This is a genomic window from Sphingobium sp. KKT206, from assembly GCF_055640555.1.
Genome location: NZ_JBVMWC010000003.1, coordinates 198,841 through 219,764, shown reverse-complemented (window position 1 = coordinate 219,764; position 20,924 = coordinate 198,841). Strand labels below are relative to the sequence as shown.

Annotated in this window: 15 protein-coding genes and 1 pseudogene; 8 read left to right on the top strand and 8 right to left on the bottom strand. The window is 62.3% G+C overall.

All coding sequences use genetic code 11. From position 1 onward, the window contains the following. Positions 1-30: 30 nt before the first annotated feature. From tnpC to tnpA, 3 genes are read right to left on the bottom strand one after another with little or no spacing between them, the layout of a single operon-like run. Positions 31-1,695 carry an IS66 family transposase gene (gene tnpC / locus ACZ2HM_RS24150; protein WP_145204637.1) on the bottom strand — a complete coding sequence of 555 codons (1,665 nt, stop codon included), beginning with the start codon at positions 1,693-1,695 and terminating at the stop codon, positions 31-33. Between the two features lie 60 nt (positions 1,696-1,755). Further along, positions 1,756-2,097 carry an IS66 family insertion sequence element accessory protein TnpB gene (gene tnpB, locus ACZ2HM_RS24145; RefSeq protein ID WP_145204634.1) on the bottom strand — a complete coding sequence of 114 codons (342 nt, stop codon included), beginning with the start codon at positions 2,095-2,097 and terminating at the stop codon, positions 1,756-1,758. Beyond that, complete coding sequence (gene tnpA / locus ACZ2HM_RS24140) at positions 2,094-2,450, bottom strand: IS66-like element accessory protein TnpA (protein ID WP_145204632.1); 357 nt, start codon at positions 2,448-2,450, stop codon at positions 2,094-2,096. Before tnpA ends, tnpB begins: the two co-directional genes overlap by 4 nt. A gap of 92 nt (positions 2,451-2,542) precedes the next feature. Between tnpA and istA (ACZ2HM_RS24135) the strand changes: the two are divergent. From istA (ACZ2HM_RS24135) to ACZ2HM_RS24120, 4 genes and pseudogenes are all read left to right on the top strand, one after another. Beyond that, positions 2,543-3,886: pseudogene (gene istA, locus ACZ2HM_RS24135) on the top strand (IS21-like element ISRsp3 family transposase); the annotation flags it as partial. Then, positions 3,876-4,655, top strand: a complete 780-nt coding sequence (gene istB / locus ACZ2HM_RS24130) for an IS21-like element ISRsp3 family helper ATPase IstB (RefSeq protein ID WP_006955904.1) — start codon at positions 3,876-3,878, stop codon at positions 4,653-4,655. The pseudogene istA (ACZ2HM_RS24135) and the gene istB (ACZ2HM_RS24130), both read left to right, overlap by 11 nt. A gap of 102 nt (positions 4,656-4,757) precedes the next feature. Next, positions 4,758-5,165: a MarR family winged helix-turn-helix transcriptional regulator gene (locus ACZ2HM_RS24125; protein ID WP_458225890.1), complete on the top strand. Its 408-nt coding sequence runs from the start codon at positions 4,758-4,760 to the stop codon at positions 5,163-5,165. Positions 5,166-5,422: 257 nt separating this feature from the next. Next, positions 5,423-6,577 carry a serine hydrolase domain-containing protein gene (locus ACZ2HM_RS24120; RefSeq protein WP_130754871.1) on the top strand — a complete coding sequence of 385 codons (1,155 nt, stop codon included), beginning with the start codon at positions 5,423-5,425 and terminating at the stop codon, positions 6,575-6,577. Between the two features lie 88 nt (positions 6,578-6,665). Here the strand turns inward: ACZ2HM_RS24120 and ACZ2HM_RS24115 are convergent, their stop codons facing one another. From ACZ2HM_RS24115 to istA (ACZ2HM_RS24105), 3 genes are all read right to left on the bottom strand, one after another. After that, a complete protein-coding gene (locus tag ACZ2HM_RS24115; protein WP_107917714.1) occupies positions 6,666-7,850 on the bottom strand; it encodes an alpha/beta fold hydrolase in 1,185 nt (394 codons plus the stop codon). A gap of 178 nt (positions 7,851-8,028) precedes the next feature. After that, positions 8,029-8,844 carry an IS21-like element helper ATPase IstB gene (gene istB, locus ACZ2HM_RS24110; protein ID WP_037556858.1) on the bottom strand — a complete coding sequence of 272 codons (816 nt, stop codon included), beginning with the start codon at positions 8,842-8,844 and terminating at the stop codon, positions 8,029-8,031. A gap of 20 nt (positions 8,845-8,864) precedes the next feature. Continuing rightward, the gene (gene istA, locus ACZ2HM_RS24105) at positions 8,865-10,364 is read right to left on the bottom strand and encodes an IS21 family transposase (protein ID WP_184081891.1); all 1,500 of its coding nucleotides are present in this window, start codon (positions 10,362-10,364) and stop codon (positions 8,865-8,867) included. Between the two features lie 268 nt (positions 10,365-10,632). Between istA (ACZ2HM_RS24105) and ACZ2HM_RS24100 the strand changes: the two genes are divergently transcribed. From ACZ2HM_RS24100 to ACZ2HM_RS24090, 3 genes are all read left to right on the top strand, one after another. Then, a complete protein-coding gene (locus ACZ2HM_RS24100) occupies positions 10,633-10,875 on the top strand; it encodes a helix-turn-helix transcriptional regulator (protein ID WP_065847379.1) in 243 nt (80 codons plus the stop codon). Positions 10,876-11,041: 166 nt separating this feature from the next. Next, the gene (locus ACZ2HM_RS24095) at positions 11,042-13,951 is read left to right on the top strand and encodes a Tn3 family transposase (RefSeq protein WP_066859914.1); all 2,910 of its coding nucleotides are present in this window, start codon (positions 11,042-11,044) and stop codon (positions 13,949-13,951) included. Between the two features lie 142 nt (positions 13,952-14,093). Further along, positions 14,094-14,960, top strand: a complete 867-nt coding sequence (locus ACZ2HM_RS24090; protein WP_006961816.1) for a recombinase family protein — start codon at positions 14,094-14,096, stop codon at positions 14,958-14,960. Here ACZ2HM_RS24090 and ACZ2HM_RS24085 read toward each other — a convergent pair. Beyond that, positions 14,927-15,241, bottom strand: a complete 315-nt coding sequence (locus ACZ2HM_RS24085) for a hypothetical protein (RefSeq protein ID WP_470427345.1) — start codon at positions 15,239-15,241, stop codon at positions 14,927-14,929. The genes ACZ2HM_RS24090 and ACZ2HM_RS24085 overlap by 34 nt on opposite strands. Positions 15,242-15,491: 250 nt before the next feature. Here ACZ2HM_RS24085 and ACZ2HM_RS24080 point away from each other — a divergent pair, with 250 nt between their 5' ends. Next, the gene (locus tag ACZ2HM_RS24080; RefSeq protein WP_095687538.1) at positions 15,492-18,227 is read left to right on the top strand and encodes a winged helix-turn-helix domain-containing protein; all 2,736 of its coding nucleotides are present in this window, start codon (positions 15,492-15,494) and stop codon (positions 18,225-18,227) included. Between the two features lie 235 nt (positions 18,228-18,462). Here ACZ2HM_RS24080 and ACZ2HM_RS24075 read toward each other — a convergent pair whose 3' ends face one another. Next, positions 18,463-20,862: a TonB-dependent receptor gene (locus tag ACZ2HM_RS24075; protein WP_213177505.1), complete on the bottom strand. Its 2,400-nt coding sequence runs from the start codon at positions 20,860-20,862 to the stop codon at positions 18,463-18,465. Positions 20,863-20,924 lie beyond the last annotated feature (62 nt).

The window sequence follows — 20,924 nt, the reverse complement described above, 5'->3', positions numbered from 1 at the left end:
CATACGCCGAGTACCGCGGCGCAGTTTGGATCAGGCGGCGAGCGCGACTTGGGCGGCCTTCCAATTCCACGGGAGCAGTTCGTCGAGGCGGCTGACGGGATGGTCGGCGATGCGGGCGAGGACGTAGGCGAGCCATGCCTGCGGATCGACGTTGTTGAGTCGACAGGTCAGGATCAGCGAATAGGCGACCGCCGCCCGCTGGCCACCGCGATCCGAGCCGCAAAACAGCCACGACTTGCGCCCGAGAGGCACGCAGCGCAGTGAACGCTCGGCGGCGTTGTTTGAGAGACAGACCTTGCCATCGCTGAGGAAGCGGGTGAACGCGTCCCAGCGGCGCAGCATATAGTTGATGGCCTTGGCGAGGTCGTGGTTGCGCGAGATCCGGGCCAGCTGCGCGTTCAGCCATTTGTGGAGCTCGGCCATCAACGGCGCGCTGAGTTCCTGACGGACGGCGAGGCGCTCGGCCGGGCTCTTGCCATTGATGTCGCGCTCGATCGCGAACAGGGCGTCGAGCTTCTGCACGGCCTCGAGCGCGATCGGATAGACGATCGGCGCCTTCTTGCCGCGGCTCTTCTTGCGTGCCGCGCCCTCGACGTCGGCGAGCTCGAAAAACTTCCTCCGCGCGTGCGCGAAGCATCCCGCCTCGAGGATCGGCCCGGGCTGCCGGTTGGGCGCATAGAGCTCATTGTAGCCGCTATAGGCGTCGGCTTGCAGAATCCCTGACCAGGCCGTGAGGTGGCGCCGTGGATGGTCGCCGCATCGGTCGCGGGAATAGTAGAAGACGACCGAGGGCGGATCATTGCCCCCGAAGGGTCGATCGTCATGCACATAGTTCCATAATCGACCGGTGACGGTCTTGCCCTTGGCCATGACCGGCACGGTGGTATCGTCGCCGTGCAGGCGCTCGGCGGCGAAGGTGTGGCCCTCCATCAGGTGGAAGACTGGCATGAGCGCCTGACAGGCCGCACCGATCTGGTCAGCCAGTGTTGACACGCTGAGCGGCACGCCTTCGCTGGCGAAGCGCTCGGCCTGGCGGTGGAGCGGCTGATGCTGGCCGTACTTGTCGAACAGCAGCATGGCGAGGAAGCTGGGGCCAGCCCATCCGCGCGGGGTGACGTGGAAGGGTGCGGGCGGCTGCGTGATCTTCTCGCAATCCCGGCAGGCGAACTTCTCACGCACCGTCTGGATGACCTTCCACGAACGCGGGATCACCTCGAGCGTCTCGGTTATATCTTCGCCGAGCTTCGACAGGCGCCCGCCCCCACAAGCCGGGCACGAGCACGGCGCGGGCACGACGACGCGCTCGCGCGGCAGGTGGTCGGGAAATGGCTTCCTGACCGGCTTCCTGCGCTGGAAAGCGGAAACGGTTGCCGTCATTGCCGCGGCGGCTTCGGCGGCGAGTTCGTCCTCGGCCGCGTCGGCTTCGAGGTCTTCGAGCCGGAGCTCAAACTGCGCGAGCAGCCGCTCCGTGCGTTCGGCACTGGGGCCGAACTGCTCACGCCTCAGCTTGGCGTTCTGCAGCTTGAGGTGTGCGATCAGCGCTTCGGTGGCGCTCGCGAGGGCGCGGGCGTTGGCCAGCTCGGCCTCGACGCTTGCGGCGCGTTGCTCAGCCTCGTCAGCCCTCAGAAGCGCCGTTGCGAGGAGCGCCTTGAGCGCATCGGCGTCGTCCGGAAAGGGCGAAACGGCGGCTTCCATGAACGAAGTGAATCATCCCCAGGCCCCGAGGGCAAGCCGAAAATGCGCGGTCTTGTGAAGTTATCCGGCACTCTGCGGACGCCAGCTATACTGCGGGTTGCGCCAGTCGATCCCGTCGAGCAGGCAGGCCAATTGCGAACTCGTCAGCGACACCACGCCGTCCTTCGCGGAGGGCCAGATGAACTTACCCTTCTCGAGCCGCCGTGTGTACAGCGACATGGCAATCCCATCATGCCAGATAATCTTTATCAGCGATCCGGAGCGGCCCCGGAAGACCCAGAGATCGCCGGCGAACGGGTCCCTGGTGAAGTGCTGCTGGACCATCGCCGCCAGGCTCTGCATCCCGCGCCGCATATCGGTATGGCCCATCGCGATCCACACCCGCGCACCCGACGGGATCATCGCACCGCCCTCAGCGCAGCCGCTGCCAACGCCGGCGGCGTCGATGCCGAAATGCGCATCCGCCGACCATCGGTCAGCTCCAGCACGATCGCCGCTTCCGGCTCGGTCGGTGCGGTGGGGACCACGGCCGGCTCCGGCGTATTGTCGATCACCGCCGGGACGAACGCCTCTTGCACCCGGCGCAGAGCCGCACGACGCCACTGATAGATCAGGCTACGAGAGACGTCGTACCGCCGCGCAACGTGCTGGACCTTGGCACCAGGCGAAAACGCCTCACGAAGAATCTCGAGCCGTTCCTCATCCGACCAATCCCGGCGGCGAGCAGCCCCCGTCAACACCGTCACCTGCGTCATGGCTGTCCTTAAGCGCGTCCTTATGTGCGACCTTAAGGACGTCCTGCGCACTCCTCTGCGCTTCGGCAAGCGGGTCAGGCCGGACGGTTACAAAACTGACGACGTGGCTGCGGGTGGAATCTGGCAAGTCGCGCAAACAGAAGCGAACAGCCAAGCAGCTACATGCAGATCTGGTTAAGCTGGGCTACGAGGGATCATACAGCCGTGTTGCCGCCTTCGCCCGCTCGTGGAAGACCGAACGCCAATATGAAAAGCAAACCAGTGGGCGCGGCACATTCGTACCGCTGATCTTCCAGCCCGGTGAGGCCTTTCAGTTCGATTGGAGTGAAGATTACGCCCTTCTGAATGGCCGGCCTACCAAGCTGCAGGTGGCCCATACCAAGCTCTCCCACAGTCGGGCGTTCATCACGCGAGCCTATCTGCTGCAAACGCACGAGATGTTGTTCGACGCACTGACGCAGGCCTTCCGGGTGCTGGGCGGCGTGCCTCAGCGTGGAATATTCGACAATATGAAGACGGCTGTAGACCGGATCGGCCAGGGCAAAGTCCGACAGGTCAATGCGCGGTTCGCTGCCATGGCCAGCCACTACCTGTTCGAAACGGATTTTTGCAATCCGGCCTCAGGCTGGGAGAAAGGTCAGGTCGAGAAAAACGTTCAGGATGCGCGTCGACGGTTATGGCAGCCAATGCCCAACTTCCCAGATCTTGATGCCCTCAATGCCTGGTTGGAAGAGCGGTGCATCGCACAATGGGGAGAAATCCAGCATGGCGTCCTCCCCGGCACAGTTGCCGATGTGCACGCCGTTGAGATTATCAGCCTGATGCCGATGGGGCGGGCCTTCGATGGCTTTGTCGAACATACCAAGCGCGTGTCGCCGACCTGCCTGATCGCGTTCGAGCGCAATCGCTATAGCGTTCCTGCATCCTTTGCGAACCGGCCAGTGAGCCTGCGGGTCTATCCTGATCGGTTGGTCATCGCGGCCGAGGGGCAAATCTTGTGCGAGCACAACCGGATTATCGACCGTTCTCACCAGAAGCCGGGGCAGACGATCTATGACTGGCGGCACTATCTGGCAGTTGTTCAGCGCAAGCCTGGCGCTTTGCGCAATGGGGCGCCATTCCTCGAAATGCCCGAAGCCTTCCGGCAACTGCAGGGGCATCTGCTCAAGCGGCTCGGTGGTGACAGGGAGATGGTCGAAATCCTCGCCCTTGTTCTACAGCATAACGAACAGGCTGTGCTCAGCGCCGTCGAACTGGCCCTCGAAGCTGGGGTGCCGACCAAAACCCACATCCTCAATGTTCTGCACCGCCTGATCGATGGCAAGGCTCCACCGGCATCCCCAATCGATGCCCCGCAGGCCCTGCGCCTCGCCCAGGAGCCTGTTGCCGATGTCGAACGCTACGACACGCTGAGGGCGTTACGCCATGCGTCATGATCCGGCCAGCGCCGCTGTGGTTGTCATGCTACGTGGCCTCAAAATGTATGGCATGGCGCAAGCCGCTGGTGATCTGATCGAGCAGGGCGCGCCAGCCTTTGATGCTGCCGTTCCGATCCTCTCACAGCTTCTCAAGGCGGAGATGTCCGAGCGGGAGGTCAGGTCCATTGCTTACCAGATCAAGGCAGCCCGGTTCCCGGCCTACAAGGATCTGGCAGGCTTCGACTTTGCCGTCAGTGAGGTCAACGAGGCGCTCGTGCGTCAACTTCACCGTGGTGACTTTATGGATAGCGCCGACAACGTCGTACTGATCGGCGGACCAGGCACCGGCAAAAGCCACATCGCGACGGCTTTGGGCGTCCAGGCGGTTGAGCATCACCGCAAAAAGATCCGCTTCTTCTCCACCGTCGATCTGGTCAATGCGTTGGAGCAGGAAAAGGCCGCAAACAGAGCGGGCCAGTTGGCCGAGCGTCTGTTGCGCCTCGACCTCGTCATCCTTGATGAGCTGGGATATCTACCCTTCAGCCCTTCAGGCGGGGCCATGCTGTTCCATCTGCTCAGCAAACTCTATGAGCGGACCAGCGTTGTTATCACCACCAACCTGAGCTTCAGCGAGTGGTCCAGTATCTTTGGCGATGCCAAAATGACCACCGCCCTGCTGGATCGCCTCACGCATCATTGCCATATCCTTGAAACCGGCAATGACAGCTTCCGCTTCAGAGCCAGTTCCGCCGCCCCAAAATCCAGAAAGGACAAATCACCCGCTTGACCCTGCTCGTCGCAGGCAGCACATCATCCACGCCCACCCGGGTCACTTCTCAATGAAAATCCCGGGTCACTTCTCAGTGCAACTCAACACTTGTGGTACTTCTTGCGCGTCCTGTGGGACCAGGACGGCTTAACCCAGAAGGAACTGTCCGACCTTGTTGGAACGATGGAGCCGACCACGCTTTCGGCGATCGCTTCCATGGAGCAACGGGGAATCGTTGCCCGGGTCCGCAACGCGGCGGACAAGCGGAAGATCAACATCTTCCTCACCCCTTACGGTCACGAGCTGAAAAGGAAGCTTCTGCCCATTGGCATCGAAGTTGGGGATATCGCTAAGACCGGCATTTCGCGCCGCGAAGCGGATCTCCAGATCGCCCTATTGGGCGAGCTGCAGACCAATCTAGAAGCTGCGATTCGGAGCCTCTCCCCCGAGGAGCCCGACGCGAAGCCGGGTCGGCGGCGCCGAGAGGACCGAGGGGTCGCCGGCATCACTCATGAGGCAGGCGACTGATGCGATAGTGGGTGTCCTCGCCACCATGGATGCCCCACATCAATGTTGCGCGCCGATACTTACATCACTAATGGTTAGATAACTAAGGAACTGCACGGTGGCGGTCTGCGACGTGAAGGTTGCGTGGAGAGGTGTGCTGATGGTCAGGCCTTGCCTCCGACCGAATCGTCGTCGCTCTCCACCGCGCGGTTGATGACTGCAATCGCTTAGGTGCGGGCCGCGTCCGGTCTGCGAGAGTATCGGGAGAGTTTGAACTTATGAGTTCATCAGCCTTTAAAGGCGCGGATGTGTCCGATCGCCTGGATCGCGCGATAGACAATGCTCTCGCCGACAATCGTTTGGTGGGAACGGTCGTGATCGTCGCCCGGGGCGGCAAGATCGCCTATCGCCGCGCGGCGGGATTTGCAGACCGTGAATCGCAAAAGCCGATGCAAACGGATAGCATTTTCCGATTTGCATCGGTGACCAAACCCTTTGTCACCGCCGCCGTGATGCGCCTGATCGAGGATGGTGTTGTGAGGCTGGACGATCCAGTGACGCGCTTCCTGCCCGACTTTCAGCCGCGCCTGTCCGATGGATCGGTTCCGGTCATCTCGATCCGCCATCTGCTCACGCACACATCGGGGCTCGGCTATCCGTTTCAGGAAGGGAGCGATGGCCATTATCGTCGCCTCGACGTCTCCGACGGGTTGGATCAACCGGGATTGTCGCTATCCGAGAATCTTCGGCGCCTGGCTGCCGCCCCGCTTACCGCCGCACCGGGGTCGGGTTTTCGCTATTCCCTTGGCATGGATGTGATGGGAGGGGTGGTTGAGAGCGTTACCGGTGGTTCGCTACGCGATGCTGTGCGCAAACTGGTCACGGATCCGCTGGGTATCGTCGATACCGGCTTTGCCGTTGCGGATGTTGAGCGGCTCGCGACGAATTACTTCAACAGCGAATCCGTTCCCGTCCGCATCACGGACGGCATGGTAGTGCCTCTGGATGCCTTCAACGGGTCGCTAACGTTCGCGCCGAGCCGTATCCTGGATCCAAACTCCTATCCGTCAGGCGGGGGTGGGATGGTGGGGACTGCGGGCGACGTCCTGCACTTTCTGGAAACCATCCGGCTCGGGGGTGGTCCGATCCTGAAGCCTGAAACAGTCGAGATGATGGCGACCGATCAGCTCGGACCTCAGGCTGCGGCCTGGGGGCCGGGTTGGGGCTTCGGCTTCGGCTGGGCAGTGCTTGCAGATCCGCACGCCGTCCCGTCGCCGCAGTCTCCCGGAACGCTTCACTGGACCGGCGGATACGGCAATAGCTGGTTCATCGATCGTGCAAACGCGCTGACGGTCGTGGCCATGACCAACACGGCCTTTGAGGGTATGTCGGGGAAGTTCGTGTCCGACATCCGGGACGCCGTCTACAACTGATCCCCGCAAGGAATCCGCGACCGGCCGGCGTAAGCCGGCCGCGCCGCAGCGAAAATGCGGAGGCGCCGCGTCGATCGCGGCGGCCAGATCACAAATCGTTGCGGTGGCTCCAGTCGATGATCCCGTCGATACAAGCGCTGATATGTTCGGGCTGGCCCTGGTAGAAATGGGTCGCGCCCTTGATGCTCACAAATTCCTTGTTCGCAACGGTGAGCGCGTTGTGAATGATCGGATTATGGCTCGCGGGAACCGCGTCGTCCGCTTCATTCTCGATCTGCAGCACAGGGGTCCGATGGATCTTTGTCGCGTTAACGGCAGCCTTGGAGTTGGATAGGTCGTAGGACCATTGCGACAGCCACGAGCGCAGGGTTGAGAATCGCGCCAAACCAGCGGGTCCCACGTTCACCGTGCGTGGATTGCCAAGATAGGATGCCCCCGGCGCGCGTCCATTGGGGTCGATCGTCGGATCAATCCAGCGCACGTCGCACATCGTGCGGTGCGTGACGAAGGCGCGTTCGGTTTCGCCGTCGTTGCGACGACGGAGCGTGGCAAGCATTTCCTCGGCCCAGGCGGTAATTCTGCGATTGCGGGCCCGCTGCCTCTCGCGGAAGGCGGCGATGAAGTCAGCGGTGAATGGTGGTTTGTTCGGGCAGTCCGGACTATAGATATCGAATTCGAGATCGCGCGTGTCCGGGTCGAATTCGTCGATGACGGAGGGGTCAAGCCATTCGGTCAGCACTTCCGCCCGGCTGAGGTGGGCGGCGATTAAGACTATTCCGTCAACCCGCTGCAGCCGCGCTGCTGTCAGGTCATAAAGGTCGCCGGCGGGCGTGTGGGTGATTGTCGGATGTTCAGACTGGGCCGCATAAAACAGCGATAGCGAGCCGCCGCCCGACCATCCCACCAGGATCACCTTTTCATAACCCAGCGACTCGCGCGCGTGGCGCACCCACTGGCCCATGTCGTAGGCGACCTTTTCCATAATCAGCGCACTATCGTTTCTCGGGTAGCGACTCGACGCGCAAAGTACGTGCAACCCCGCATCGGCAAGCGCCTCAGGCATTGGGAGCAGCTGGAGCGTGGCTGTGGGGTGCATGAACAAATAGACCGCCTTAGATGGCCGCGCTCTCTGCCGGAACAGCTGGCCTTCCAGCTCGGTCGTGCCCTCGGCGCCCGCAAAACTGTAGGTCTCCGTCATCCCCGGTTGATCGCGGAAGCGAACGATTTCGGGAAGGCGATCCCATAGCGCCTTTGTCGGCAATCCTCTCTCCATGGCCATATCCTTAGTTATCCAACTATAATTGCGTATTACCGTACTCCAGTCAGGTGTCAACGGCGGTCGGATTCCAGGCCATGATGGCGGAGTAAAAGCAGGCCATTGAAGATGAGCGCGGATGATATGCAAAGGGCCCCGATCGGGGCCCTTTGCATATTTGCCGTTTTGCGGCGGGTCAGTCGGTGGCGTGGGCGGGAGTGGCCTGGTTTTGCTCCGCCCCGGCAGCGCGGCGGCGGTGGGCGGACTGCTTGAGGCGGTAGCTGTCGCCGTTCATGGTGAGGATGCTGACGTGGTGGGTGAGCCGGTCGAGCAGCGCTCCGGTGAGCCGCTCGGACCCCAGAACTTGGGTCCAGTCCTCGAACGGCAGGTTGGAGGTGACGATCGTCGATCCCCGCTCGTAACGCTGCGAGAAGGTTTCGAACAACAGTTCCGCGCCCGTGGGCGAGAGCGGAACGTAGCCCAGTTCGTCAACGATCAGCAGCTTCACGGCGGCAAGGTCGCGCTGCATCTTGAGCAACCGCTTTTCGTCGCGGGCTTCCATCAACTGGTTCACCAGCGCCGCGGCGGTGGTGAACGCGACGGTGAAGCCCTTCTGGCAGGCCGCCAGGCCCAGCGCGAGCGCGACGTGGGTCTTGCCGGTGCCGCTGTTACCCAGCGCGATGATGTTTTCCCGCCGCAGGATGTATTCGCAACGCGCCAGCTCCAGGACGAGCATCTTGTTGAGGCTGGGGATGGCCGTGAAGTCGAAGGTATCGAGGCTCTTCACCGCCGGGAACCGGGCGGCACGGATCCGGCGCTCGACCGTGCGGCGTTCCCGGTCGATCAGCTCCAGTTCGATGAGGCGCAGCAGGTAGCGGGTATGATCGACGCCATCACGCGCGCATTCCCGGGCCAGCTTCTCATACTCGCGCAGTACCGTCGGCAGCTTGAGCTGCTTGAGGTGATGCGTCAGCAGAACCTGAGGCGTGCCTGCCGTGGTGCCGGCCGGCATCTTGTCGTCCGTTGCCCTGCTCATGCTGCCAGTTCCGGCAGGAGCGTGGCATAGTCGGCGGCGCGGGTCGTCTTTACCTCCATCTTGGGTAGGTGCGGATAGGAGGCCAGATCGAGCCGGGCGGGTCTGCGCTCGATGCGCGCCAGCGCGATCTGCTTGACCGCATCGAAGCCGATCGCGCCGATATGGATCGCCTCGTTTATCGCCAAGGTGACCACCTCCATCGGGATGGCCTCCAGAAGACGCAGCACCTGGATGAACTCGCGTTTGCCCTTGTTGCCCATCCGCGCCTCCAGGAGGTGACGCAGATGCTGGAACACCTCGGGCAAGTCCCAGCCCTGCAACGCGGCAGCTTGGTCGAGTGCTCCTGGCTTGGTCTCGATCAGCGCCAGATAATGGAGCGGGTTCGCCACGAACATGGCCTCGCCATAGCAGCGCGGGTGACGGGCGATCTCCTCGCTGCCGCACAGGATGACGACCTGATCGACGAAGCCCTTCACCACCACGTCCTGGAAGCCGTAGCGGGTCGGAACCGAGTAGTCGTTGGTCCGGTAGCGCACCAATGCTGTCGACGATACGCGGGCGATCCGCGTCTCGCACGGCTCGAACGTCCCTGACGGCAAGGGACGCATCGCAGCCAGGTCGGCCACGAGCCGCTCGCCGATCGTCTGGCTGTGCCGTCCGGCCCGCTCTTCCTGCCGAGCGCGGCAGCGGCGTTCCAATTCCGCGTTAAAGTCGTCGTAGCTCGCCGCCTGCGGGATCGGCACCATGAAGTGTGTCCGCGCGTGCTTGACCAGCCCTTCGACCTTTCCCTTGTCATTGCCCTTGCCGGGGCGCCCGAAGCGATCGGTGAACAGGTAGTGGCTGACCAGTCCGGTGAAGGCCTGGGTGCGCTCGCGCTTGCCGTCACCGCAGATCTTCGCGACCGCGATCTTCGTGTTGTCGTACAGGATCGAGCACGGCACGGCGCCGAAGAACGCACATGCCGAAACGTGCCCGTCGAGGAAAGCCTCGGTCGTCTCCGCCGGATAGGCCTTCACGAAGCAGGCATCCGACTGAGGCAGGTCCATGCAGAAGAAATGCACCTTCTGCCGGACGCCGCCGATCACCCCCACCGCCTCGCCAAAATCCACCTGCGCGTGGCCCGGTGGATGCGCCAGCGGTACGAACGTCTCGCGGCTGCGCGCTCGGCACTGCCGAACGTAATCCTTCACCACCGTGTAGCCACCGCCATAGCCATGCTCGTCGCGCAAACGCTCGAATATCCGCTTGGCCGTGTGCCGCTGCTTCACCGGCGCTATCCGGTCCTCCGCCAGGATCCGGTCAATCACCGGCAGCAACGGCCCCAGCTTCGGCTTCGCCACCGGCTTCGTGCGCGTGTAGCCCGGCGGCAGCGAGAACCGGCACATCTTGGCAATCGTATCACGGCTCAGGCCAAAGACCTTCGCCGCCTCACGCTGACTGTTCCCTTCCACAAACACAAAACGGCGAACCGCTGCGTAGACCTCCACGGCAAACATCCCTGGCCGCTCCAAAAAGAGCAACCTTATCCAATGGCCGGTTTTTACACCGCCGCGCTCAGCAAAACGCCGGCGCTCCATTGGCCTGGTTTGTCACCGCCATGCACAAAGGCTGCATAAACTGCGAGGTTCTGCCTATCATAGGCGATGACCTGACCACTTGGCGCTACATTTAGCAGCACAAAAAACTCCAAATGTGATGTTTACTCATCAATTTGAAGACCATACGCCATGGCGCAATTAGCTGCAACCAGGCTCAACAAGGCTCATGTCGAGCCGGAAAACCCTTGCCCATAATTTGCGTGTTCTTCGCGCTGCGAGAGGTTTGTCACAGGAGGCGCTGGCAGATGCAGCAAAGGTTGATCGGACCTACATCAGCGCGCTCGAACGACAGAAATACAGCGTGACCATTGATCGGCTCGATGAGATTGCAAAGGAGCTTGGCGTCGAAACCTACGTCTTGCTGATGAAAGATCTGCCACCTGAAGCGCTAAGCGGTGACCGAGCATAGGGCTGCAGGCGATCAGCCAAGCGACCTCGTCAACGCAACAGCTTGGCCCAGTCGGCCCGAAGCTGCGATTTTGGTCATCTTGGAGAACACGTCGGGAACGGGCTGGTTGTTGTTGACGATCGCCCATGCGAGGAACGACGTTCCGCTCCGATAAGGGAGCGGCGTTATGAGCCTTGGCGTTTCGAGTGGGGATCTGATCGGCTCCTGGAGCCTGAGTTTTTCGGACATCGCGTTCGTGACCGGCAAAGCGGAGACGGCACGACTGGGATTGGCGGTTCAGCTTAGATTTTTCGCCGGGCATGGCTTCTTTGTGCCGGATCATGCGTCGATACCCTCCGACGGTGTCTTGTATCTGGCGGAGCAACTTGGTCTCGATGCCAAATCCGTGAACCACTATGATTTTTCCGGGCGCACCGCCCGCCGGCATTGCGCGGAGATTTTGCGGCATCTCGGGTTCCGCCGTATGACGCAGACGGATCGCAGGGCGTTGTCGAGGTGGATTTCCGACGATCTTTGTGCGGGCGGGCAGCCGATCAATGCCATGCTCGAGCATGTTTTCCTGTGGTGCCGCGACCGCCGTATCTATGGGCCGTCGCGCAAGGAGCTGGAACGCCTCGTCCGTTCGCAACGACACCTCTATCTGGAGGCCCTGTTGGCCCGAGTCCGCGATCGGCTTGCGCCGGATGCGGTCGCCTTGCTGGAAGCCTCGCTCGCCGATCCCGATGGCCCGACCGGCTTCAACACGATGAAGGGGGATGCAGGTCAGGCGACGCTCGAAAACATTCTTGGCGTGACCGCCAAACTCGCCTTTATCCAACGGCTTGCTCTTCCCCGAGATTTCCTATCGGTCACGGGCAAGGCATGGGTCGATCAGATCGTTCGCCGGGTTGCCGGCGAGAAAGCCTCGGAGATGCGCCGGCATGTACCGGCGCGCCAGCTCGGGCTCTATGCCGTTTATCTGATGGCGCGGGAAGCTCAGCTTACGGATGCGATGGTCGACCTGCTGATCGAGACGGTCCATAAGATCGGATCGCGCTCGAAACGCAAGGTGGTGGGCGATATCGCGAAAGACATCGAGCGGGTCTATGGCAAGGAGCGACTCCTGGTCGAGATTGCCAGCGCTTCGATCGACGATCCATCCGGGCGCATCTGCGATGTCATTTTCCCAATCGCCGGCAAGGACAAACTGGCGGCGATCATCAAGGAAAGCCAGGCAAAGGGCGCCTTGGATCGGCGGATCTACAAGGTGATGCGGAGGTCATGGGCCAATCATTATCGCCGTATGCTGCCAAGCCTGCTTTCGGCACTGGAGTTCCGGTCGAACAACGCCGTGTGGCGTCCGGTGCTGGCGGCCCTGGACTGGATCAGAAGCAAAGTGGATGATGGATGCCGCTACGTGCCGCCGCACGCAGTGCCGGTCGACGAGGTCATTCCGGCGAGATGGCGCAGTTCCGTCATTGATGAAGAGGGGCGCGTAAACCGGATCAGTTATGAGCTTTGTGTCCTCGCGCAACTGCGCGATCGCATCCGTTCTAAGGAAATCTGGGTTGTCGGGGCGGACCGATACCGCAATCCCGATGACGATCTTCCCAAGGACTTCGATGCGCGGCGAGAAGCATATTACACAGGATTGAACCTGACGGCGGATGCGCGTGCATTTTCAAGCGCCATCCGGGAAGAGCTTGCTCAGGAACTGTTGCTCCTCAATGCCAATATTCCCCGGAACGACAAGGTTCGGCTGCTGTGGCGCGGCGAGAACCGTATATCTCTCACCCCGTTCAAACCCTTGCCCGAACCCAGGGGTCTCGCCTCGATCAAGACCAAGATCGGCCAACGCTGGCCGATGACCGGGCTGCTCGACGTACTGAAGGAGGCTGCCCTTGATACGGGACTTCTCGAAGCGTTCGAAACATCGGCCTCGCGTGTTGCACTGCCGAAAACCGCGCTGGATCAACGTCTCCTGCTATGCCTCTACGGCCTGGGAACGAATGCCGGGCTCAAGCGGATCGCCGGCGCCACCCCCGATGTCAGCTATGAAGAGCTGCTGCATGTCCATCGCCGCTTCGTTCATGCCGCGGCGCTCAAGGAGGCGTGTGCCAGGGTTGCGAATGCGACCCTGGCAATCCGCAATGCTGCAGTCTGGGGGGACGCCGGCACGGCCTGTGCGTCAGATTCCACAAAGTTCGGAGCCTGGGATCGCAACCTGATGACGGAATGGCATGCGCGTTATGGTGGACGGGGCGTCATGATCTACTGGCATGTCGAACGACGCGCGACATGCGTCTATTCCCAGCTCAAGCGCTGCTCTTCCTCCGAGGTCGCCTCCATGATCGAGGGCGTGCTGCGCCATTGCACCGACATGGAAATCCAGCGACAATATGTTGATAGTCATGGCCAAAGCGCGGTTGGCTTTGCATTTTGCCGGCTTCTCGGATTTGAGCTTGCACCCCGCCTGAAAGCGATCGCTCGCCAGAAGCTGGCTCTTCCCGATGTCGGCATGCGAACGCGGCTTCCCCACTTGCAGCCGATCCTCTCCAGTCCGATCAACTGGGATGAGATCGAGCAGCAATATGACGAGATGGTCAAATATGCAGCCGCGATGCAGACAAAAACCGCCGACCCGGAGGCGATCCTGCGCCGGTTTAGCCGCTCCGAGGTGATGCACCCGACCTACAAGGCGTTGAGTGAGCTGGGCCGCGCGGTCAAGACGATCTTCCTGTGCCGGTATCTGCGCGAGGAGTCCTTCCGCCGCGAAATTCATGAAGGCCTGAATGTCGTTGAAAACTGGAACAGTGCCAATGGGTTCGTTTTCTTCGGCAAGGGCGGCGAGATCGCCACTAACCGCATCGATGAGCAGCAGCTCTCGGTCCTGGCGCTACATTTGCTGCAAGCGTCGCTTGTCTATGTGAACACCCGAATGCTTCAGAGCGTGCTGGTGGAACCGAAATGGACGGGCCGGATGACGCCGGATGATTATCGCGGCCTCACACCGCTGATTTACAGCCACGTCAATCCTTATGGCCGCTTCGACCTCGATCTGAATAGCCGGATCGATTTTGGGCGGCTTGCTGCCTGACCGGGGCCTTTCCGCTCGCACCATTTGGGTGCACCCGAACGTGACGATCGGAAGTGACATATACGACATGTCACAAAAGGGTGGTTCCGTCACCAATGTTACTGTACGAGGGCAAAGCCACCCTAATGTGACGGATTTGCCCATGACCCGCGTCGGCTACGCCCGCGTCAGCACCATCGACCAGGATCTCGACATCCAGGTTGCCCGGTTGAAGGCAGCGGGCTGTGAAATCCTCCGCTCCGAAACAGGCTCGGGCGCATCGCGCACTGGACGCACGGAGCTTGAGACGATCATGCAGTTCCTGCGCGCCGATGACGAACTCGTCGTCCTGCGTCTCGATCGGCTCGGTCGCTCCACACGCGATGTTCTCAATCTGGTTCATGAACTCGACCAGAAGGGAGCCTCATTGCGGGTGCTTGAGCCGGAGGTGACGACGGCCGGAAGCATGGGGCGGATGGTGATCACCATTCTGGGCATGGTCGCGGACATGGAACTGACGTTCATCAAGGACCGGCAGCGCGCCGGGATCGAGGCGGCGCGCGCCGAAGGCGTCTACAAAGGCCGGAAGAAAAACATCGATGACGATGAAATCCGACGCCGGATCACCGCCGGCGCGAGCAAGGCCAGCGTCGCGCGCGACCTCAAGATCTCAAGAATGACCGTCTATCGGGCGCTTGACGTCATTCCTTCAAGGATCGGGCTGCCGGAAAAGCCGCCTTCTGTCACCATCGCCCTGCATCTGACCATCGAGAACTTCAACAAGCATGGTCGTGGCAGAAAGCCCGCTCGCGAGCGCATTGAGGCGATGCTGGAGCGGGATTACCAGATGCAAAAGACCGGGAACTGCGATTACACGCTGACCGTCGCCTATGATCAGGGTGCCGATGGCGTCAGCCTCGATGATGAGATCGCATCTCTCCAGACAGAGATGTTCAACATCGCAGAGAGCTACAGGTGCTCGATCGAGACCGATGTTTACGAGATTGGAGGACAAGAGCGAGCCTGGTAGATCGCCATGTTCAATCTTTGTTCTTCAACATGGCCAAAATCGCAGCTTCGGGCCGACTGGGCCATGTAGGTGGACAGGAAGTCGCCCGGCTTGGGCACATGCGTCTCGTGGCCCAGCATCAGCCACGAGCGCCCGAAGATCATTTCCTGCTCCAGCTCGTAGATGCCGGCGTCGGTGTAGATGCGCGGATCGACGAACCCGCCGTCTTCGCTGAACAAGCCTTTGATCGCTTCCGGAGACCACGTCGGCGTGGGCGAGGCCTGGTTGGGATTTTTGAGCATGTGCATCCTCTCGACTTGCCGCGTCATCGGCTCTTCGCCGTCTGTGAAGGAACTCTGACAGGCCCGGGGGCGGGTCGCACCGACCCAAAGTATTGGTTTACAAACCCGACCGCGCTTTATTTGCGGGCGACCGGCTCACAGCCGTCGCAAAGAGAGGCGGCGCATAGCTTCACCTTTGGCGAGCGTGCCCCTATTGCCGCTCACGAGACAACGATGGCGCGAATGGCGTTGCGACGGGAGGTGAACCGCAGTGGATGGACAGGAAACGTCCGAAGATGAGGTCGATGCCGGCACGTCGACGACCAACGCGTTCCGCCTGGCCCCACCTCGCTATGCCTTCACCGCGGTCAGGAGCAAGGCGCTGGCGCTCCTTGAGGACAACGCCCTGCCCCGGCTCACCTTGGTCACGGCGCCGCCGGGATATGGGAAGACGGTCATGCTGGCCGAGCTGTTCCGCCTGCGCACCGCGGCAGGCCCGCCCTGTCTGTGGGTGGGCATCGATGCCTACGACAGCGGCCAGGCCTCTGCGATCGACGCTCTGGAGCAGCATCTTGGCCTCGATACCGCGAACGCCCCTCCGGTTTTTGACTATCGGCGCGGACCGTCCACCCGGCAGCGGATCGCGGCAATCGCGCGCGCCCTCGCCGCCTTGCCCGAGCCAGTGGCGATCTTCATCGACAACGCGGATCTAGGCGATGCAGACGCAAATCGGGAGCTGATCGACAGACTGGCTTTCGATGCCGGGTTCGATTGCCACCTGGTGGTCTCGTGCGCCACCGACGCGCCCTTTGATATGCGCCGCGCGATGATGGAGCTGCAGTTGCGGTCGATCGGTCCGGCCGAACTCGGCTTCGGACCCGAGGAGGTGGCGGCGCTGTTCGACGACGCCGGTATGCACGGCTACACGCCGCGTACGATCGCGCAGGTCCTCGCCCAGACCGAGGGCTGGCCGGCCGCGATCCGTCTAATCCAGGTCCTGGCATCCACCGGCAACGGCCCCGCCAGCCTGGACGCGCCCTTTCGCTTCGAGGGCCAGCGACTGGCCGATAGCCTGTTCGAAAACCTGATGAGCCGGTTGCCGGGGGAGCTTCAGCAATTCTTGGCTGAGATCGCGCCATTCGCCAGCTTCTCGCCCGAACTGCTGACATGGTCGGTTGAAGGCCCTCGCGCGGCCGGGTTCCTGGGCTACCTTGTGGACAGGAACATCCTGATCGTGACGCTGGGTGAAGAGGGCCAGTGGTTCCGCTTCCACGCGCTGTTCCGCCGCTACCTGTTGCGGATCGCCGACACGGTGGTGCCCGCCGAGCGCCGACAGCACGTCGCCCGGCGCGGGGCGCAGTGGCTGGAGCGCCAGGGCTTCATCGAGCCGGCGCTCGATCTTGCGGTGCAGGTCGAAGATTCGACATTGTCGGTCCGCTTGCTCGAGAAGCTGTCGTGGAGTCTGGTGCGCCGCAACGGCTACCTGCCCTCGTTCATCGCCTGGGCCGACAAGGTGACGCGCCTGGGCGGCATGCCGGGCACCGAAGCGAGCTTCTGGCTGGCGTGGGCGCTCGTCTTCGAACGCCGCTACGAAGACGCCTCGGCGGCAGTGTCCGACATGGAGGCGAAAATCGAGACGAGTTCGTCGTCAGATGCGCACAAGCGGCTCGCCCGCGCCAAAGCCGGCCTGGCAAGGATCGTGCTCAAGCTGCACATGGACGACATGCGCGCGCTGCAGGCGATCGTGCCCCAGTGGCTAGAGCACGCGTCCGACGCCGATCCGTTCGAACGCGGCGCGGCGGCGGGAACGCTCGCGTTGGCGCTTATGGTCGACAACCAATTCACCGCCGGGCGCAGCGCCGCACGCACGTCGATGTCCGCCGTTGCACCCACCACAAGCATCTACGGCCGGGCCTGGGCCTCCAACATCGCGGCGGCCATCGAGATTGCCGCTTGCGACATCGACAGCGTTGGCGACGTGCTGGACGATCTCGAAGCACAGATGCGGGCGAGCCGGAACGAGGACACGCTGATCGCCGCGGTGACCGCCTGCGTCAAAGCGCGCCTGCTCTACGAGCGTGGCGAACTGGCCACGGCTCTCGAACTTGCCGCGCAGGCGCTGCCGGTCGGCCGGACCTGCGGTTTGCTGGACTTCGTGTGGCTGGGACTGGAGGTGCTCCTCCCCGCCACCGTCCACGCGCAGGACGCGCCGCCGCCGATCGCCCTCGAGCAGTTGCGGCGCGTCGCCTCGGACTATCCCCGGCGGTTGACCAGCCTGCTCGATCTTGCGCTCATCCGGCTTCACTGCGCTGTCGGCGATCCGGCTCATGCGCAGGCGCTCGGCCGACGGGTCGGTATCTGGAGCCAGGATTGCCGATACATTACTCTGGACGACATCGTGCTTGAGAACGAGCGCACTGCGGCGGCGATGGCGGGCATCGCGCTGCTGACCGCGGCGGGCGAGCACAAGGCTGCCGGCGACTTGATCGAGCAGGAAACTGCGACAGCCAGGCGTGCAGGCCGTCGCGGTGCGATCATCGACCTGCATCTGGCGCAATGCGGGCTGCACATGACCAGCGGCGACGAGCGGCAGGCGACGCGCGCGCTGTCGCGAGCGCTGAACCATGCCGCGACCTGTGGCTCGGCACGGCCGTTTTACGAACAGCGCCTGCTCGTCACTAACGTGCTGCGCCATTCGCGGGTGAAGGACTTGGCGCTGGCCAGCGACGATGCGCGGGCCATGTACGACAAGGTGGTAGCGCTAGTCGGCGCGCAAGAACTGCCGGCGACAGGCGCGGCCATTCACTTGTCCGACCCGCTCACCCGCCGCGAACTGGAGCTGCTGCGGATGCTCGATGCGGGGCTCGACAATGCGCAGATGTCGGGATCGACCGGCATCTCGGTGCGCACCGTCAAATGGCACCTGCACAATCTCTACGCCAAGATGGGCGTGAAGAACCGCACCTCCGCCTTGGCGCGCGCGCGGAGCCTGCAACTGCTTCAATGATGAGGTTGGCGGATCAGGCAAACACGGACCGGCATGATGTCCGCCCTGATTGGCAGGCCATGCCTACCGCGCTGATAGCCAGACTCCGTTCTGCTCAGGAACGTGCGTCAAATCTCAAAAAGAATGCCTGCCGACTGCTAGGCAATCGGCAGGCCAGTGGGGTGGAAGCCGTGTGCGTCTCCAATGCGGAGTCCGCGAATTTTCGAAAGTAATCGCTCCGCCCGCTCGTGGTCGATCAGTAGCGGAAGCCGAGCGTCACGCCGTAAGTGCTCGGCATGCCTGCGATCGCCGTGATGGAGTCGATCGATCGCGAGACGTTGTTCAGGTAGTACTTGTTCGTGATGTTGCGGCCGAAGACCTCCGCACGCCAGCGGCCGTCCTGCAGCTCGATACCGCCACGCAGATCGACAAGCGCATAGCCGGGGATCTCGAACTGCGGCTCACGACCGAACAGCGCGTAGCTGTCCGAACGGTAGCTGACCGAGCCCCCGACGAACACTTCGGTGCCGACGCTGACTTCGCGGCGATACTCGATATCGCCGTTCAGCTGCCACTTGGGTGCGTTCGGAAGCTGCTCACCCTTGATGTCGACGGGACGCGACAGAGGCGTCGCGGTGACGAACGAGCGATCGACCTTGGCATCGACGTAAGTGCCCGAAGCCGTGACGCGCAGCCCTTCGAGCGGACGCGTCTCGATCGACAGTTCAGCGCCCTTGATGCTCGACTTGGGCACGTTCACCGAAGCGGGCAGGTTGCCGAAGGGGAACACGTCGACGAAGCCGGTGATCTGCTTGTTGCGATAGTCGTAGTAGAATGCCGCACCGGTGATCTGGGCAAGGCGGCTCAGGTTGGTCTTGAAACCGGCCTCGTACGCCAGCACCGATTCCTGCTGCACGCGGGTGATCTGCGAAGTGCGGATGAACGGCGCCGGCGTGAACGAGCCGCCCTTGAAGCCCTTGGTAACGTTGGCGTAGATCAGACTGGTCGAGCTCGGCTTGTAGCTGATGCCGCCGCGCCAGGACGTGTTGGTCTCGTCCAGGTCGGAATTGACGATATCGACCGGTCGAAAGTCGTCACCGAGAGTGACGCACGCGCCCGGCGCGATCGTGGTCGGCACGCCATTGAAGCCGGGCAGCTGGCTACGCAGCGCGGTCGAGAGGATGCCGAACGCGCTCGCCGCGTCTCCGGTGCCCTGGTCCGCGGTACAGCCCACGAAGTCGTTCTTCTGGTCCGTGTAGCGGACCGAGCCCTGGATGGTCAGTTCGGGCGTGATCTCGTACTCCGCGCTGCCAAAGGCGGCCTTGGTCTTGATCAACTGGTCGTTCTGCTGGCGCAGGCCGAAGAACGAACCGCCCGGGATCGGAGCCAGAACGGTGTTGGTGGCACTGCCGGGCTGGAACAGCGTCTCGTTAAGATTAGCGCGCTGGTAGTTTCCACCGACCATCAGGCGCAGCTTGTCGATCGTGGCAGCGACGCGCAGTTCCTGGTTGAAGATCTTGAAGTTCTGCATGCTGCGCGTCGCGATGTTGCGCACGGCCGAACCGTCGTTGTCAGTCGGGATCAAGCCCTTAAAGTCAATGTACGAAGACAGCGAGGTCAGGGTGACGTCCGAACTCAGGTCAATGTCGCCGCGCAGCGAGATCTGCTGGAAGCGATTGTCACGCTTCAGGCTGAAACCTGGATCCCAGTCGCCGGCGCGGTTGTTGTTCGGCGCGATCGGCGACGCGGAAAGCGCTGCCTCAAGCGGCGGGTTGGCGCCGGGGAACTGCGGTGCAAACCCCTTGAACTGCTGGATGGGAGAATCCGAGTTGTCGAGCCAGCCGTTAGCATTCAGCTCGAAGCGTACGGTGTCGGTGGGCTTCCAGTCCAGGATAACGCGGCCGGCAAAGTAGCTGCGCTGCCCAGCGGTGTCGTCGCGGGTGATGCTGTACTGATAATCCCCGCGATCCTCGGCTTGCGCCGCGATTCGGATGCCCAGCGTGCTGGTGATCGGGAAGCTGGCGAAACCCGAAAGTTTCTTCTCATTGAAACGGCCGTAAGTGGCGTTAAGGCCAGCCGAAAATTCATCAGTCGGCTTGGCAGCGATGTAGTTGACCGCACCGCCGGTCGAGTTCTGGCCAAACAGCGTACCCTGCGGGCCCTTGAGCACCTCGACCCGCTCCACGTCAAGCAAAGCGCCGTTGGTGAGAATGGAAAGCGGGAGCGGGATCTGGTCGACGTAGACGCTGACGGCGGGGCTCGAAGCGCTCGAGAAGTCGAAGAAGCTGATGCCGCGAATACCAAAGACGGGCGTACCGTATTGGCTTTCCTGGAAAGTAAAGCCGGGGGCAATCTTACCCAGATCGGCAGTACTGGTGATACCTGCACTCGCGAGTTGCTGACCCGAAGCTGCGGTGATCGACAACGGCACGTCGAGCAGACGCTGGTCGCGCTTCTGCGCCGTAACGATGATCTCTCCGTCTGCGACGGTGGCCTGGCGCGATGACGCCTGCGCCTCAGGCACGGGATTCACCGCGTTGTCGACCGGCGTGGCCACTTGAGCGTCGCCCGACACCTCTTGCGCGGCCACGGGCACAGACAGCGCCAGCGAGATCGCGGACACCGTGAACATCATCGAATTGTGCTTCGTCAGCATCATACCTCTCCTGCCAAGTTATTAGTCGACTACTTGTTGCAGTCGCTTCGATTGCCGAGTGG